Raw genomic sequence first — 16,648 nt, forward strand, 5'->3', positions numbered from 1 at the left:
CTGGTGAAATAAGGTATTTCATAAATTCCCAAGCTGCTTTTTTCTCTTCATCAGTTGCATTTGCAAACATAATAATGTCGGTTCCTGCAAATGGAACATTTCTTGTTTTCCAAACTGGTACAGGTGCCCAACCCCAATTAAATTTACCCTTTACAGAGCTCTCAACGTATTTTCTTCCTGCAATTGTATCTATGTACATAACAACCTTTTGTTGACCAAATGGATCGTTCATGTATCCTCCTTGATAATATGCAATACCTTCATCAACTATTTTTCTAACAAAGCTTAAAACATCTCTTGTTTCTTGGCTATCTATATTTGATACCCATTTTCCATTTTCCATCTTTAAAACAGAACCGCCTCTAAGTGAAAGAAGAATTTGGAACAAGTCTGCAGTTGTTCTAAATCCAAATCCATATTGATCTGGTTTACCATCACCATCAACATCTTCTGTTAAAACTTTTGCAGCATAGTAAAGTTCGTTAATTGATTTTGGAACATCAACACCGTAAAGTGTTAGAAGATCTGCGTTGTAGTATAAAATGTAAAGACTCTTGTTGAAAGGAACAGCATAAATGTCATTACCCCACATACAATTTTTTCTCAAAGGTTCGTATACATCTTCCCATTCCTCTTTTGCAAGCCCTATCTTTGGATCGTTTAAAAAGTCATTTAATTTTTGGACAACGCCACTTTGAATTAATTTTGCAGTCCAGTTTGAATAAGCCTGTGCAATTGTTGGAAGTTCCCCAGCTTGTGCACCAGCAAGAAGTTTTTGAGATAAAGCACCGTAATTTCCAACGTAAATAGCTTCTACTTCAATATCAGGATGTGATTCATTAAATGAATTTACAATCTGCTCTAAAGTTTTCCCATGATTTCCACCCATAGCATGCCAGAATACAACTTTAGTCTTTGCAAAAGAAAAAATAACAACAAGTGACAATAAAATTACCAATAGTTTTTTCATAAACTTTCCCCTCCTTTTCTAAAATTCCCTGCAGCATTATATTATACCACATTTGAATGTAAAAGGAAAATTAAACATTCTTGCTTTTTCTGATATAATTTTTCTATAAAGGAGCGTGAAATTTTGGAAAAACTAATTTCTAAAAAAATGAATCTAGAAAACTGGCAAGTTAAAAATGCAATATTACTTTTAAAAGAAAATACTATTCATTTTGTAGCAAGGTATAGAAAAGACCAAACCGGTGGATTAAACGAAGAACAATTAAGAGAAATCCAAAACCTATTTCATTACTATGAAAAAGTAGAAAAGGAAAAAAAGAAAATATTAAAAGCACTTGAAAAAGAAAATAAACTCACAATGGAGCTGAAAAAGAAAATCGAAAATTCATACGATTTAGATGAACTTGAACAGATATATTTACCTTATAAAAAGAAAAAGAAATCTAAGGCTGATATTGCAATTGAAAATGGTCTTTTAGAGCTTTACAATAAACTAATAAATAATCCTGAAAGCTTTGAAAAAGAAATTCCAAAATATTTTAACAAAACCTTCAACACAAAAGATAAAGTAATAGAAGGTTTGATAAATATTATTGCTCAAAATTTTTCTCATGATGAAAATATAAGAAAAAGATTAGAATTTCTTATATTTGAATACGGATATTTAAAATGTACTAAAAAAGTTGATTACAAAACAAAATATGACGCCTATGAAAATTTTTCTCAAAAAATTAAAAACCTAAAAGAATACAGTGTATTATCTATAAACAGAGGAGAAAAAGAAAACATTTTAAAAGTCCAAATTACACTTGATGATAAATTCAAAAATGAAATATTCAAGCTCACAAAGCTTGATCTTAAAAACGAAATTATATTAAAAGGACTTGAGTTGGGTTGGAGAAAATTATTTGATTCTATAAAAAAAAGAATTAGAAACCAACTTACCCAAAAGGCAGAAAATAGAGCCATTGTAATTTTCTCAAAAAACCTAAAACAACTATTACTCACACCACCATTAAAAGACAAAAGAATCCTTGCTATAGATCCAGGAAATAAAACTGGATGTAAAATTGCAGTTCTTGATGAAAACGGGAAATTCCTTGAAAAAGCAATTATTTTCCCAACTCCTCCACACAATGATATTGAAAATTCGGAAAAAATTGTCATAGAATTAATCAAGAAATTTGATCTAAACCTAATAGTTATAGGTAATGGCACGGCATCTAGAGAAACACAAAAGTTTATAGTAAATACAATAAAAAAATTTAATCTGGATGTAAAGTATATCTTTGCAAATGAAGCTGGAGCTTCAGTATACTCTGTCTCAAAAATAGCTATAGAAGAATTCCCAGATCTTGATCCTACAATTAGAAGTGCAATAAGTATTGGCAGGCGTGTGCAAGATCCTCTTTCAGAATTTGTAAAAATTGATCCAAAATCACTTGGTGTAGGACAATACCAACACGATGTAAATCAAAAAAAGTTGGAAGAAGAACTAAACAACATTACAAAAGATGTAGTTAATATGGTAGGTGTTAATCTAAACACGGCCTCTGCCAAACTTCTTGAATATGTATCAGGAATTACACCTTCACTTGCCAAAAAAATAGTAAAATACAGGGAAAAACATGGTAAATTTATAGAAAGAAATCAATTACTAAACATAGAGGGACTCGGAGAAAAAACATTTGAACAATGTGCTGGTTTTTTAAGAATAATTGATGGAAAAAATCCACTTGAAAAGAGCAGGATTCACCCTGAACAATATGAAATAGCAAATAAAATAATTAGTCTTAATTTAGACAATATTGACATTGAAAAACTTTCTAGAGAATTAAATGTAGGAATATTAACTTTAAAGGACATAATAAATGAGCTTAAAAATCCTGGATTAGACCCAAGAGAATCTATTCCTAAGCCAAAATTATTTGATGATATTTTGACATTTGAAGACTTAAGAATAGGCTTAAGATTGCAGGGAAAAGTTACAAATATAACAGACTTTGGAGCATTTATTGATATAGGGCTAAAAGAATCCGCATTCTTATATAAAAAACTTATAACTAGAGATCTAAATATTAATGACATTGTAGATATTGAAATAATTGATTTAGATCAGCAATTAAGGCATATAAAAGTTAAATTAATATGATATAATCAAATACAGAGGAGGTGACAGTATGGAATTAAAAGTTTTAACTTTTGTTTTAGGAGATGAAGAATTTGCTATTGATATTATGAAAGTAGATAGGGTAAAAGAATATGAAAAAACCACTAAACTGCCAAATTCCAAAGATTATGTTGAAGGAATAATCAACCTCATGGGAGAAGTTATCCCCATTATAAACCTTCGTAAAAAATTCATGTTAGAAGATTTCGAAGATAAGGAAAAATCAAAAATAATAGTTATTAGATTTGAAGAAAATGGCAAAAAGATGGGTTTTCTAGTTGACGATGTAAAAGAAGTTATTACATTAAGTGGTGATAAAATAGATCAAACACCAGAATACAGCGGATTATCTGCTGAATTCTTGCTTGGAATTGCTAAACTTGAAAATAGGATGATTCTAATTTTAGATGTTGAAAAAGTACTGAAAAAAGAGGAAAAGCTTGCCATTGAAAATATAATCAAATAAAATACAATGATGGTGGATTGACCCTTATACTAACTTTAGCTGGAAATTTAACCAATAAATCGTTTAAAGTTTGATTTACCTCTAACACTTCATTTGTTTTTATTATAAAATGATGTAAATATAAATTTCTTATTTTTGGAATAAAAAATTCAGTTGGTCCAAGAATTTGTAATTTGTTTTCTTTTAGTTCTTCAACTATTTTCTTTGCATTTTTAAATCCACTTTCTTTTTCATTAGAATAAACAACAACTTGAATAATATCAACAAATGGAGGGTAATTGAGAACCCTCCTTTGGTTTAATTCATAGTCATAATAACCTTCTACATCTTGTTTGACAGCATATTCTAATACCAAACTTTCAGGATCATATGTTTGAATTAATGCTTTTCCTTTTTCTTTTCTTCCTGAACGGCCAACAACTTGTACAATAAGCCTAAACAAATTAATAGCGGAATTATAATCAGGCAAGCTTTGAATGGCATCAATATCAATTACTCCAATCAAATTGACAGTGGGAACATCCAACCCTTTCGTTATCATCTTTGTTCCTACCAAAATATTAAGTTCTCCATTGTATAGACCCTTCAAAATTCTTTGAAATAATCTATAATCCTGAATAACTTCAGTATCAACTCGCGAAATATTTCTTGCAGGAAAAAGATTTTGAATCTCCTTTTCTATCCTTTCAGTTCCAGCACCCTTTTCCAAAAGCATTAATGAACCACATACTGGGCAAGTCGATATTACTTCTGCCTCATAACCGCATATATGACATTTCAACTTTTCATTAGATTTATGATAAGTTAAGGCAACATCACAATTTGGACATTTTACTACGTGACCACAATTAGTACACATAATAAGTGAATAACCCTTTCTTCTTACAAATAACATTACACTCTTTGATTTATCCAATTCATTTTTTATTTCATCTACAAGTTTTTTAGAAAGATGATATGTTACTTTTTCCTCTTTTTTCATATTTATAATTTCAACATCAGGAAGATGTGAACCATACCTCTTTGTTAACTTACAAATTTTCATCTTATTCTCTTTTGCCTTTAAATAATGATCAAGCCTTGGTGTTGCGCTTCCAAAAATAACTGGACCATGGAACTTATCGGCAAGATAATTTATATCGTACACTACTTCACCATCTTGATAATAACTTTCATCATGTGCTTCATCGACGATTATTAAGCCATAATTATGAGGTATAAAAAATGCGCTTCTTGTTCCAACTAAAATATCAATTTTTCCTTTTATAGCCTTTAGCCAAACATCCACCTTTTGACTTTTTGTTAAATAGCTATGATAAACTTCTACCTTCAAATCTGGAAATCTAGAATAAATTCTAGAAAGTGTTTGCTCTATTAGTGATACTTCTGGAACAAGATATAAAACTTTTGTATTTAACCTTTCTATAACTGAAAGATATACTTCTGTTTTACCACTACCTGTAACACCATGCAACAATACTTTGGACTTACTCTTAACAATCTCTTCAACAACTTTCTCTTGTTCTTCATTAAGAACAACTTTTTTAATCTTTTCCGGAATATTCTCATATATTTCAATTAATTCCTTTCTTTTAAGTTGCAAAATTACATCTTTATTAATATCTACAAGCTCTTTTAATTCTTTATAAGAAACGATTTTATTTAAGAAAAGATAGTCAATTACTTTTTTCTGCTTCTCTGTCAATCTTTTAGTGCTTATCTCTTTTAAATCTGCTTTTAACTCCAAATAAATTTCCTTTCTTGGGGTGGGAACTTTCAATTTAAAATCCTTAAACACAGATATTGTTCCATCTTTTAAAAATTGCTGTAATTTCTTTTCACCAAATTTATTTATAAATTCATCCAAGGTAAACTCTTCAAAACCATAAAGAGGGTTATTAAATTTTACCCTTTGAACAAAATAGTTTTCTATGCCTTTTGGAAAACATAAATCAAAAAGCTTGCCAACAGGCGTGTTATAATAAAACGCAGCATCTTTCAAAGCATCAACTAACCAGCTTTTTAAAAAACTCTTCCCATCTAGTTTTGATTGAAAAACTAATGTATCTTTATCTTTATTGAAACTGTTATTAACTTCTCCCAAAACATATCCTATTGTTTTTTTTCCTTTAAACTTTACTATAATTCGTTCTCCTTTTTCCAACGGTATGTTTGACTGACAGTAAAAAATTTTCTTTAAAGAGGAATTGGACAAAGCTACTTGATATAACAGAAAAACCACCTCATTATTTTTTGATTCTATGTTTATTTTATCATATAAAAAAGTGGCTCCTTAAAAAAAATGGAAGCCACTTTTTTATCAGAAATTATATCATTTTTGATTGTCTTTAAATACCCTATAATCAACAGGTACATAATTTACAGAAGGTCTTCTCTTTCCTGATTGTTTATAAAGACTCATTAGCAAATAAATCTCATTTGGCATATCTGTAGAAACTTTTAATCCAAGTTCTCTTGCTTTTTCCACTGTAATTGGATAATCATGTGTCCAATATCCACTTACAAGTTTATCAGCCAACTCTTCAGCATTTTCTTCATATTTTTCCTTTAAAAGATTAGTCGCATATTCTTTCATTTGTTTCATTGCTTTTTCTGCTACATCTGCTAAAATTAACGTTTGGTCATCTATTTCGTTTATATCTTTCTTTTTAACAACAGACAAAATAGAGGCAGCTGGATACTGTCCTAGTTGAGGATCAATTGGTCCAAGAACTGCATTTTCATCCATTACAATTTCATCAGCCGCCAAAGCTATTAAAGTTCCACCAGACATTGCATAATGTGGAACAAACACAGTCACTTTCCCTTTATGCTTTTTTAAAGCATTTGCAATTTGCTCAGCAGCTAATACTAGCCCACCTGGAGTATGAATAATTAAATCTATTGGCATATCATTTGGAGTCATCTTAATAGCCCTTATCAATTCTTCAGAATCTTCTATATCTATATACCTTCTAATGGGGAGTCCAAAGAAATTGAGGGACTCTTCCCTGTGTATCAATGTTATAACTCTACTTCCTCTTTTTTTCTCAATAGCTCTTATTAGCCCATCTCTTGAAGAATGCAAAGACAAACTTTTAAATAACGGCGTAAAACTTGAAATAATCAATACCATCCAAAAAATTTGAAAAATGATAGTAAACAAATCTCCCATCTTTCCACCTCTTTCTATAATTGCTCTACTCAATTATATCAAAAAAAGCAAGGCATGACGCCTTGCTTTTATTATCTTCCTAAATAAATTATCTAATTGGTTTATCTTTTGTTGCTTCTTCAAGTGCAAGAAGTCTTTCCCATCTACTTGTTACATATTCTTGCAATTCATTGATTATTTCATCAGCATCTGGTCTCTTCAAGAGAGGTCTAAATCTTCCTTGTTTTTCAATGAATTCTCTAACTGGTTTTAATTCTTTTACTTTCTTTGTTACTCTATATACTCCTCTTTCTACTTCATACAATGGCCAATAACCAGTTTCTACTGCAAGTTTTGAAATCTCAACTGCTTTATCATCATTAACTCTCCAGAATCTTACACATGGAGACATTGCAGCTATAAATGATGGGCCATCAAAGTTTAATGCTTTTTCGATTTTTTTGAAGAAATCCATTGGTTCAGAAGTGGATACTGTTGCAACGTATACATTTTCGTGAGCAGCCATAATTTCTACAATGTTCTTTTTAAGCTGGATCTTACCAGACAATTTTTTACCTACTGGTTGTGTTGTTGTTTGAGAACCAGGAGGTGTAGCACCTGATCTCTGGTTTCCAGTATTCATATAACCTTCATTATCGTATACTATATAAATAAATTTGTGTCCTCTCTCAACTGCACCAGAAAGTGCTTGAAGACCGATATCGTATGTTCCTCCATCTCCACCAAATGCAAAGAATGCATATTTTTTGTTTGGATCAACAAGTCTTCCTTTTTTCAAAAGGGCCCTATATGCAGTTTCTACACCACTAACTGTTGCTGCAACATTTTCAAATGCATTATGAATATATGGAACATTCCATGCTGTGTATGGATAGATTGTAGTTGAAACTTCCATACATCCTGTTGCAAATCCAACAACTGGGGTATAACCAAGTGCTTCTGCTGTCATAAGGGCAAATTTTGCTACATTTGGAGCAGCACAACCTGGGCAAAGTCTGTGACCGGATGTTATACCAGGGTGTTTATCTGCAAACATTGTTGCAAGTTGCATTATATTTAAAGCCATCAATTACACCTCCTTATTCCCTGAGTCCTAGGTATCTTTCTTCATCAGCTATTAAGTTACCACTAAATGCATCTTCAAATGCTTTTCTAATGTGCTCAATCTTAATATCTCTTCCACCAAGTCCATAGACATAACTTCCGATTTGTGGTTTTACAGCAACTTCATAAAGTGCACTCTTTACAGCCTCATATAGAGGTGCTTCTGCACCAAATGATGCTGCTCTATCTAATACAATAACACCTTTTCGACCATTTAGTAATTCCTGCAATTCATTCTTTGGGAATGGTCTAAAGATTTGTGGCTTTATTACTCCTACTTTGTGTCCTTCTTCTCTTAAAAGATCAACAGTATATTTAATCGTTCCTGCTGTTGAACCAAGTGCAATCATTATGTACTCTGCATCATCAACTTTATACTTATCAAGAAGATCATATTTTCTTCCTGAAATCTTTGCAAATTCTTCTGCAACTTCTTTAAATACTTTTTTAACATGTTTCATTGCTTCAATTTGTTGCCTTTTGTGTTCAAAATAATAATCATATAGATCTAGTGGACCGTGTGTTACTGGATGCTCTGTATCAAGAAGTGGATACATAACTTTTGGCTCACCAACAAATTTCCTTGCTACTTCATCATCTAAAAAGTCTACTACTTCAACACCATGTGAAATAATAAAACCGTCAAAATTTACCATAACAGGCAATCTAACATCTTCATGTTCTGCAATTCTTATTGCCATTAATGTAAAATCATAAGCTTCTTGAGCATTTTCTGCCCAAAGTTGAATCCATCCAGAATCTCTTTCTGCCATAGCATCACTGTGGTCACAGTGAATGTTAATTGGTCCAGAAAGAGCCCTATTTGCAACAGCCATAACAATTGGAAGCCTTGAAGATGCTGCTATGTATACAATTTCGTGCATCAATGCAAGACCATTTGCTGCTGTTGCTGTCATTGCACGAGCACCTGCTGCTGCTGCACCGACAACAGCACTCATTGCACTATGTTCACTTTCAACTGGGATCATTTCAGTTTCTACAGCACCATCTGCAACAAATTGCGCAAAATATTCAACAACAGGTGTTTGAGGGGTAATTGGGTAAGCTGCAACAACATCAGGATTTATTTGACGCATAGCATTTGCAATCGCTTGCGCGCCAGTAACTGCTTGTCTATTTTTTACTTCTGGCATTTCAGGCACCTCCTTAGTCTTGGAATTCCGTTTCAGGTTTCATAACAATTGCTCTTTTTTCTTCAGGAAGGTTATCATTTGTTTTTGGACATACATTTGCACAAAGTCCGCAACCTTTACAGTAATAATAATTGTATCCTTTCATTTTTGGCTTTCCATCTACAACTTCAATTACAATTGCTTGATCAGGACAGTAAAGCCAACACATCATACAATGAATACAATTTTCTGGTTGGTGAACGGGTCTAATAACTCTCCACGTTCCTGTTTGATATTCTTTTGCAGTAGCGGGTTTATCTATAACTCCGCCAATTGGAATATCTTTCCATCCTTTGAGTTCAGCCATTGCATTTCACCTCCTCAAATCCACGGCGAAGGGCTCTAACATTTGCTTCTACAACTTCTTCAGGGAATTTTTTAGCAAATGCCTTTTTAATTCTTTGTTCTACACTTTCAAGTGTTATTATTCCTGTAACTTTTGCAATAGCACCTAACATAACAGTATTTGGAATCCCTCTTTTAATTTCCTCAAGTGCAATATCTGTTGCAGCAATTGTACAAACTTTCCCTTTTGCTCCAAGTTTCTGTCTCACATATTCAACATCTTTAACGGTATTTACTATAAATACAGTGTTTTCATCTGTTCCTTCGGTAAGCATTGGTTGTCCTAACATGGTATCATCAATTATAACTACAACATCTGGATTATCAACTGAACTATGGACCAAAATTGGTTCATCGGCAACACGATTAAAAGCCTTCATTGGTGCTCCTGTTCTTTCTGCACCATATTCTGGGAAAGATTGAACGTATTTTCCCATTTCAAGAGCTGCCTCTGCAAGCATCTGGGAGGCACTCTTTGCACCTTGCCCTGCTCTTGCATGCCATCTAATCTCAAAATATTTTGCGGGCACTGTTATCTCCCTCCTTACAAAAAAGATTTTTAAACACTAAAACAAGTATAGTTTGCATCTAAATATCAATAATGTGAAAGTATTCCCATGACTATTTTACCACCTAAAAGGATATTCTACAAACGTAAAAAAGTTTCAAATGTGTTTTTGTTCTGTTAACAACTATGGATTAATTAATTTTACTTATCTGTTTTCAAATACATTGTATAATCAATATCAGAGAAAATATCATCTGTCCATTCATAATATGAAAGTTTTTTTGCATCTACTTTCCCGCTATTAACCATGTCATATAACTCCAAAAAGCGCCTTATGTGTGTTTTAGTCCTATTAACAGCATATTCAACACTTGTCCTAGTTGTCATTATAAACGCCCAATCACTTGATTGAGCAAGCAATAATTCCCTGGCCATTTGATTTAATGCCCTTCTTATTTCAGGTTCAATTTCATCCTTGTTAGGATACTTTTGTGCAAGTTCAGTCATTTTTTCTACCATTTCATGAAGGTGAGGATAAATCCAATCGTTAGTTCCATTTAACCACACTTCATTGTATCCATTTGCTCCCCATGTAGAGGTGGCAGGAGTTGCAATTTGTACTTTTTCTACTATATCTACAACATCAGAAGCCTTTAATGTTCTCACCAAAGAACTTTTTGAAGCCAGTTGCATAAATTCTTCAAGGAAGATTGGGCCTTCATACCACCAATGACCAAAAAGTTCTGCATCAAAAGGAGCGACTATGACTGGTTCAATTCCATTAAACAAGCTAATCAATTTTTTAGATTGTTGCTCTTTCTTTCTTAAAAAATCCATGGCATGCTCTTTAGCTGCCTGAATTGCTTCATCTATATCGTAAAAATCCTTTTTATTTTGAGGTGTTTGTTTACTGGTTATTTTATGATACTTAATTCCTGTATTCATCCTAACTCCACTTGGATCAATATAGGGTTTTATGTATTCAAACTCTCTATCAAATCCTATATCTCTATAAAATTCTCTGTATCGTCCATCACCAGGATAACCTATTTCTGCGCTCCAAACCTGCTCACTACTTTCTGGATCTCTAGCAAATACAAAGACATTATTTGGAGTAATTATAGGTCTGTAAACACCATATTTAGGTCTTTCATCAGCATACCAAAAACCGTGAGAATCCACAAAGAAATATTCGATTCCATATTCACTAAGATACTTATCAAGTCCAGAAAAATAGGCAGATTCTGCAAGCCATATTCCTCTTGGTTTTCTTCCCATATGTTTTTCATATGTTTTAATTCCCTGTTCAATCTGAGCCCTAATTGCTTGAGGATACATTTCCATTAACGGAAGAAAACCATGTGTTGCATTACAAGTTATTATATCCAATCTATCTTTTTCCATGTATTCTTTGAATCCGTTCAATATATTTCCATTGTATACATCTTTAAATATATACAATATTTCTTTTAAATCCTCATAATAATACTTTGCCATTTTATGTTTTTTGGGATTTTCATTTTTTGTTCTTTCTATTTCTTTTCCAGCAAGCTCTATTAACCTTGTCATCCTATTTATGTACTTTTCTTGTAAAGATTTATTTGCTAGCATTTCCATCAAAGGGGGAGTAATTGACATCGTTAAATTAAATTTTATTCCTTCATTTTCAAGTCGCTTAAACATTCTAAGTAGCGGAACATACGTCTCCGTTATAGCTTCAAACAACCAATTTTCTTCAAGAAAAAATTTATACTCTGGATGATGAACATATGGCAAATGTGCATGTAAAACAAATACTACATTTCCTTTTGGCATAATTACATCCCCCTTCCACTTCTGAGCCTACTAAAGAGCTGCCAAATAGATTGTTCCTTGGACATAGGGTTATTGTTAAAAATAGATCCTGGAATGGTTTCAACTTCTTTTACTAAAACACCATCTGAAGGGGTAACTATTTTTCTCTTTTTCCTTATATCCAGCCATCTTTCACGTGTGCTTTGACTTGGAGAATTTGGGGGAGTTTTACAAAGATTGGAACGTATAATTGGGTGAAATTCTCCATCGGGGGCTACATATCCTAACTCCGCAAGATAATCTGCATTCGGCATAGGAACATTAACATAGTAATTTTTCATTGTTCTTAAATCAACCGAAATTTCAAAAGTTCTATGTGCATTATTACCATTGAAATCTATGAAAGTTACATCATATATTCTTAATACGATTCTAAAACCATTTGGAAGATTCATTAAAGATTCTCTAGTTTTGTCAGAAAGGTCCCAATAAACATGTAACCAATTTGGATTTACTGGTAAAACAACAAGCTTGTTTTTATTGTAACTTTCTGGAAGTTTAATATCCTTTTCTTGCTTAATATCTTGATCTTCTTTAACATTATTTACGGAATTTGCTGAACTAGGTCTCTGAATTTCCTGAAGCTCTTGCATTTGATTAATATAGCCCTCTATGAGTTTAATTACTTCTCTTTTTTTCATCATCCTTTTTACCTTTAGACCTAAAATTCTTGCCTGGGATTTTAACTCCTGAATGGTCGGATTTGAATCTAACCATTTTTTTAACTTTTCTATATTCCCATCAAACATCCTACTCCCCCCTTTTACTAAGAATTTTGTAAAGTTTTAGTAAATATTTTTTCAATAAAATTATAACATTATAAAAGAATGTTGTAAACTGTTGTATGGAGGAGTAAAAGATTTATATTTCAGAATATATTCGAATAAAATCGTATAAACATGCTAAAAAAGCTTATTTTTAATATTATCAATTAATTTTCTTGCAGTCGGAGTAGCAGCAATTCCACCCTCACCAGTTTCACGTAAAGATTCAGGAAGACTTTTTCCTACTTTATACATTGCATCAATAACTTCATCCAATGGAATTACACTTTTTATTCCTGACATGGCAAGTTCTGCAGAAGAAATTGCCAAATTAACTATATTTCCATTTCTTTTTACACATGGAACTTCTACAAATCCACCTACTGGATCGCAAACAAGTCCCATAAGTGATTTAAGTGCAAGTGCTGCTGCATTACCTGCAACATCAGCAGATTTTATAAAAAAATATGAAAGCCCTGCAGCCGCCATTGCAGCAGCAGCACCAATTTCTGCTTGACAGCCTCCTGCAGCACCGGAAAGTGTTGCTTTTTTTGCAATAACGTTTCCTACACCACCTGAAACTATAAATGAATTTAAAAGTTCCTCAAAACTGGGATTAAATAACTTATACAAGGAATAATATACTCCTGGAATAATTCCCGAGGAACCCGCTGTAGGACACGCAGCTATTCTTCCCATTGAAGCATTGCTTTCTGCAATTGAAAGTGCTGTTGTAGTAGCAATATAATTGAACTCACCCATTAATTTTGGAGAATAATTCCTAAATTTAAATGCATTTTCTCCAGTAAGACCTGTTAAAGTTTTTTGTTTTTTACCATACTGTTTTTCTGATTCTTCCAAAATTACTTTTAAAATATCCCCTAGCATATTCTTAAGATTTACTGGATCATCACCATTCTCAAGCATTTCAAGTGTTAATATAACTTCATGAAGCTCCATATTTTTCGACATTTCACTTATTTCTTTCCAGGTCATCAATAGTCCCTCCCAATAAAATAGCATTCATAAACGTATGGAATCTTTGTAATTTCTTCTAAATTGTCTATAGGCTCATCAAGTTCCACAATTGTTAGCGCCCTCTCAAGTAAGGCATTTATTCTTCTTAAATATAGATTTGCAACATTAACATTTATCGCATCAAGAATTTTCTCAAGTGCCTTTGGAATATCTTTGTTAACAATAACAAGTGTGTCATAATCCCATGACAAATCACAGGGAACAGAATCTATATTTGTAATTTTTATATCTCCACCGCCTATTGATGAACCTTCTATTTCATGGGAGATGCCATCAACTTCAAACTTTATTCTCACAGTATTTGGATGTACTTCACCCAAATCCTGAATTTCAAAAGAATACTTAAGACCTCTTTCTTTTGCAATTTCAAATGCATCTTTTATTCTTGGATCATCCTGCTTAAATCCCATTATCCCAGCAAGAAGTGCCCTATCCGTTCCATGACCTTTGTATGTTTTTGAAAAAGAACCATGAAGCAAAAATGTAACTCTATCAGGAGTTTTTCCAACTAATTTATAAGCAAATCTTGAAATTTTCAATGCCCCCAAAGTATGAGAACTCGATGGTCCTACCATCACTGGACCAAGGATTTTCAACAGACTCATATACTCCACCTCACTTTTTATATCTTGATTTTATCATTTTATATGATAAAATTAAATATGTAGTTGGGAGGTCGTCTAATGGCAGGACTGCGGACTCTGGATCCGCCAGTGGTGGTTCGAATCCACCCCTCCCAGCCAGAAATTGCCCCTGTTAAGGGGCAATTTTTTCTAGTATTTCAACAAGTTTAATATCAAATTTTCCATTTTCACTATCTTGTCTTAAAATTTTCAATACTTTTTCTTTCGGCCATGGTTCTTTATAAGGTCTTTTTGCAGTTAAAGCATCGTAGACATCAGCAATGGCAATTATTCTTCCAAAAAGACTTATTTCTCCATTTTTCTTTCCATAAGGATAACCAGTTCCATCGAGTCTTTCATGATGTTCTAAAGCTCCGGAAATAATGTCATAAGTTGTATGTTTTATTTCTTCTAAAATTTCTGCGCCCATAATAGTATGTGACTGAATAATTTTGTATTCTTCATCTGTTAATTTTCCCTTTTTTAGTAACAAGCTGTCTGGAATACCAATTTTTCCTACATCATGTAAAATTGCAGAATATTCCAATTGTTCAAGGGTATGTTCAGAAAAACCAAGCTCTTCTCCTATTAACCTTGAAATATACGCTACATTTTTAGAATGCATATGTGTATATTTATCCCTTTTATCTATCATTGTAGAAAACGCAAGAATTATGTTTTTAAACAGCTTACTAAACTTTTCATGTTCCCATGTACTCAATAACTTCTTTCCTATTAACTTTGCAAATAATTCAACTATCTTTGCGTCTCTATCATTAAATCCATCCTCTTTATTTAAAACCTCAATTACTCCAACTTTTTCTTGATCTGAATATATTGGTGCACCTACAATATTTTTAGTTTTAAACTTTGAAACTTTATCAACTTTCTTAAAGTGTGGAGCTTTAGAAAGGTCGTTAAAAACCATAGCTTTTCCACTTTTATATATTGTCCCAGCAATTGATTCCATAGGGACTGGTATACTTTCTATCTTTCCGCTCGCCTTTCCAACAGTAACAAGAAATTGCAAGTGATCATCTTTTAAAAGTAACACAGAAGCAGCTTCTGCATCTAAAATATTGCATATACTTTCCTGAATATTTTTTAGCAAAGTAGAAAGTCGCAATGAACTATTAAGTTTTGCAGCCATAAACGAAACTTTCTCAACATCATCTAATATTTTTAGACTTTTTTTCTTTGCATGCCTCACAAGCATTTTCAAAATCGAATAGTTGATATCTTTCTCTAAAAGATAAAACTCAATGCCATCTATATTAACCTTTATCTTACTTTTTTTTCCAATTATTTCCTTATCAATAATGTACCCAGATACCCAATAAGGTGCATACAATCTATCACCTCCAAAGATCCACTCCGATAATTACATTTTCATTCCACTTTTCTCCATCCCACATAAATATTACTCCTGCTGAGAATGATTCTCCAGCTAAAGGATAAATAATTTTTAAATAAGATGTTGTGTCTAAACTGAACAAACTTCCTTCAAATGGTGTTTTATCAAAGTAATATCCAGCTATAGACAAACCACTAAAAGTTCCAATTTGAGGAATTGATATCTCAATTTGTCCTTCAAGAGTAGAGCTTGAAAAATTGGTTAATGTTCCATATAGATATAATTTACCCTTAGCAAAACTTGTATCAAAGTCAAAGCCAGAAAGATATCCTGAGGAACTTTTACTATCCATAGCTGGTAATTTATTAGTACTCTTTAAATAAGAGTAGTTATTATTAAAATAGAAAGGTACAAATCCATCTAGGTAATAATATATACCTGCGGTTAGATTAACAAATGAAAAGTTACCATAAAAGCCTGCAAAGCTTCCTAATGAATAGTCATTTAAGCCATTTTCAACAGACAATTCTATTCCAAAATCAAAGTTCTTAAAAATTTCTTTTTTCAAAAATAGTGAATATGCAGATTCAACCGGCGTTGCAGAAATATCTTCTAGGAAAGCTGAACTTGCCTGCGTATCAATAGTAACACCTACACCAATGCTTGATTCTCCAATAAATGGTAAATTAAATTTTATGCTAGCCTCAGCCAAGAAAATAGAATCAGACGTTAAAAATTCAATTGGATAAATCTTTGAAAGCTCATACGGTAGTCGAGCATACAACAAAAATTTATCACTATCATATTCAATATCAAAACTCTTTGAAAATGGGTTGTAATAATTTCTAGTTGTAAATCCAAGCCCAAGTGACTTTGGAAGCATATTACCGTATCTAAAATCCACATTAAAAATTTTAAAGGCCAAAGAGTTTAATGTAAGTCCATTGATTATATTTGTACTTGGATTATCCGAAGGAAGTCCATAATACAAATTACCTGAAACATCAGTAGAATACGCAGTAAATCCAACTCCAACTCTTACTAAACCAAAATCAAACTCAGGAGCTATCGAATAAACCATATAA

The 16,648-nt window shown here is 32.3% G+C and carries 15 protein-coding genes and 1 tRNA gene; 3 read left to right on the forward strand and 13 right to left on the reverse strand.

Features of this window, described 5'->3' with window-relative positions:
* Positions 1-970 (reverse strand): extracellular solute-binding protein (locus tag JG780_RS01550; RefSeq protein ID WP_287569018.1); only part of this gene is annotated, 970 nt, incomplete at its 3' end.
* 123 nt (positions 971-1,093) lie between these two features.
* Between JG780_RS01550 and JG780_RS01555 the strand changes: the two genes are divergently transcribed.
* On the forward strand, positions 1,094-3,121 hold the full coding sequence (locus JG780_RS01555; protein WP_287569019.1) for a helix-hairpin-helix domain-containing protein: 2,028 nt from the start codon (positions 1,094-1,096) through the stop codon (positions 3,119-3,121).
* A gap of 28 nt (positions 3,122-3,149) precedes the next feature.
* Positions 3,150-3,605: a chemotaxis protein CheW gene (locus JG780_RS01560; RefSeq protein ID WP_004100661.1), complete on the forward strand. Its 456-nt coding sequence runs from the start codon at positions 3,150-3,152 to the stop codon at positions 3,603-3,605.
* Here the strand turns inward: JG780_RS01560 and priA are convergent.
* The 10 genes from priA to sdaAB form a co-directional block, all read right to left on the reverse strand.
* Positions 3,598-5,847, reverse strand: coding sequence for a replication restart helicase PriA (gene priA / locus JG780_RS01565; RefSeq protein ID WP_353844449.1), 2,250 nt, complete (start codon positions 5,845-5,847; stop codon positions 3,598-3,600). The two genes, JG780_RS01560 and priA, sit on opposite strands and share 8 nt — an antisense overlap.
* 90 nt (positions 5,848-5,937) lie before the next feature.
* A complete protein-coding gene (locus JG780_RS01570; RefSeq protein WP_287569021.1) occupies positions 5,938-6,780 on the reverse strand; it encodes an SDH family Clp fold serine proteinase in 843 nt (280 codons plus the stop codon).
* Positions 6,781-6,868: 88 nt separating this feature from the next.
* Positions 6,869-7,846 carry a thiamine pyrophosphate-dependent enzyme gene (locus tag JG780_RS01575; protein WP_004100657.1) on the reverse strand — a complete coding sequence of 326 codons (978 nt, stop codon included), beginning with the start codon at positions 7,844-7,846 and terminating at the stop codon, positions 6,869-6,871.
* A 13-nt stretch (positions 7,847-7,859) separates the two neighbouring features.
* Positions 7,860-9,038, reverse strand: a complete 1,179-nt coding sequence (gene porA, locus JG780_RS01580) for a pyruvate synthase subunit PorA (protein ID WP_004100656.1) — start codon at positions 9,036-9,038, stop codon at positions 7,860-7,862.
* 13 nt (positions 9,039-9,051) lie between these two features.
* Positions 9,052-9,384, reverse strand: coding sequence for a 4Fe-4S binding protein (locus JG780_RS01585; RefSeq protein ID WP_004100655.1), 333 nt, complete (start codon positions 9,382-9,384; stop codon positions 9,052-9,054).
* On the reverse strand, positions 9,377-9,952 hold the full coding sequence (locus tag JG780_RS01590) for a 2-oxoacid:acceptor oxidoreductase subunit gamma family protein (RefSeq protein WP_004100654.1): 576 nt from the start codon (positions 9,950-9,952) through the stop codon (positions 9,377-9,379). Before JG780_RS01590 ends, JG780_RS01585 begins: the two co-directional genes overlap by 8 nt.
* 179 nt (positions 9,953-10,131) lie before the next feature.
* Entirely contained in the window at positions 10,132-11,745 is a 1,614-nt protein-coding gene (locus JG780_RS01595) for a glycoside hydrolase family 57 protein (protein WP_287569022.1), read from the reverse strand.
* Between the two features lie 2 nt (positions 11,746-11,747).
* The gene (locus JG780_RS01600) at positions 11,748-12,533 is read right to left on the reverse strand and encodes a DUF4912 domain-containing protein (RefSeq protein WP_287569023.1); all 786 of its coding nucleotides are present in this window, start codon (positions 12,531-12,533) and stop codon (positions 11,748-11,750) included.
* Positions 12,534-12,686: 153 nt separating this feature from the next.
* On the reverse strand, positions 12,687-13,544 hold the full coding sequence (gene sdaAA, locus JG780_RS01605) for an L-serine ammonia-lyase, iron-sulfur-dependent, subunit alpha (RefSeq protein WP_004100648.1): 858 nt from the start codon (positions 13,542-13,544) through the stop codon (positions 12,687-12,689).
* The gene (gene sdaAB / locus JG780_RS01610; protein ID WP_004100646.1) at positions 13,544-14,191 is read right to left on the reverse strand and encodes an L-serine ammonia-lyase, iron-sulfur-dependent subunit beta; all 648 of its coding nucleotides are present in this window, start codon (positions 14,189-14,191) and stop codon (positions 13,544-13,546) included. The genes sdaAA and sdaAB overlap by 1 nt, the downstream gene beginning before the upstream one ends.
* Positions 14,192-14,255: 64 nt before the next feature.
* Between sdaAB and JG780_RS01615 the strand changes: the two genes are divergently transcribed.
* Positions 14,256-14,329: transfer RNA gene (locus JG780_RS01615), tRNA-Gln, on the forward strand.
* 13 nt (positions 14,330-14,342) lie between these two features.
* Here the strand turns inward: JG780_RS01615 and JG780_RS01620 are convergent.
* Together JG780_RS01620 and JG780_RS01625 are read right to left on the reverse strand one after the other, a co-directional pair.
* A complete protein-coding gene (locus JG780_RS01620) occupies positions 14,343-15,560 on the reverse strand; it encodes an HD domain-containing phosphohydrolase (protein WP_012579630.1) in 1,218 nt (405 codons plus the stop codon).
* Positions 15,561-15,564: 4 nt separating this feature from the next.
* Positions 15,565-16,644, reverse strand: a complete 1,080-nt coding sequence (locus JG780_RS01625; RefSeq protein WP_287569024.1) for a hypothetical protein — start codon at positions 16,642-16,644, stop codon at positions 15,565-15,567.
* Positions 16,645-16,648 lie beyond the last annotated feature (4 nt).

The organism is Thermosipho sp. (in: thermotogales), from assembly GCF_020054775.1.
Lineage (GTDB): Bacteria > Thermotogota > Thermotogae > Thermotogales > Fervidobacteriaceae > Thermosipho > Thermosipho africanus.

Excerpts from the sequence above, each read along its gene's own strand:
- sdaAA (WP_004100648.1), bottom strand. The coding sequence starts at position 13,544 with ATGACCTGGAAAGAAATAAGTGAAATGTCGAAAAATATGGAGCTTCAT.
- JG780_RS01570 (WP_287569021.1), bottom strand. The coding sequence starts at position 6,780 with ATGGGAGATTTGTTTACTATCATTTTTCAAATTTTTTGGATGGTATTG.
- JG780_RS01560 (WP_004100661.1), top strand. The coding sequence starts at position 3,150 with ATGGAATTAAAAGTTTTAACTTTTGTTTTAGGAGATGAAGAATTTGCT.
- porA (WP_004100656.1), bottom strand. The coding sequence starts at position 9,038 with ATGCCAGAAGTAAAAAATAGACAAGCAGTTACTGGCGCGCAAGCGATT.
- JG780_RS01600 (WP_287569023.1), bottom strand. The coding sequence starts at position 12,533 with ATGTTTGATGGGAATATAGAAAAGTTAAAAAAATGGTTAGATTCAAAT.
- sdaAB (WP_004100646.1), bottom strand. The coding sequence starts at position 14,191 with ATGAGTCTGTTGAAAATCCTTGGTCCAGTGATGGTAGGACCATCGAGT.
- JG780_RS01595 (WP_287569022.1), bottom strand. The coding sequence starts at position 11,745 with ATGCCAAAAGGAAATGTAGTATTTGTTTTACATGCACATTTGCCATAT.
- JG780_RS01585 (WP_004100655.1), bottom strand. The coding sequence starts at position 9,384 with ATGGCTGAACTCAAAGGATGGAAAGATATTCCAATTGGCGGAGTTATA.
- JG780_RS01575 (WP_004100657.1), bottom strand. The coding sequence starts at position 7,846 with ATGGCTTTAAATATAATGCAACTTGCAACAATGTTTGCAGATAAACAC.
- JG780_RS01625 (WP_287569024.1), bottom strand. The coding sequence starts at position 16,644 with ATGGTTTATTCGATAGCTCCTGAGTTTGATTTTGGTTTAGTAAGAGTT.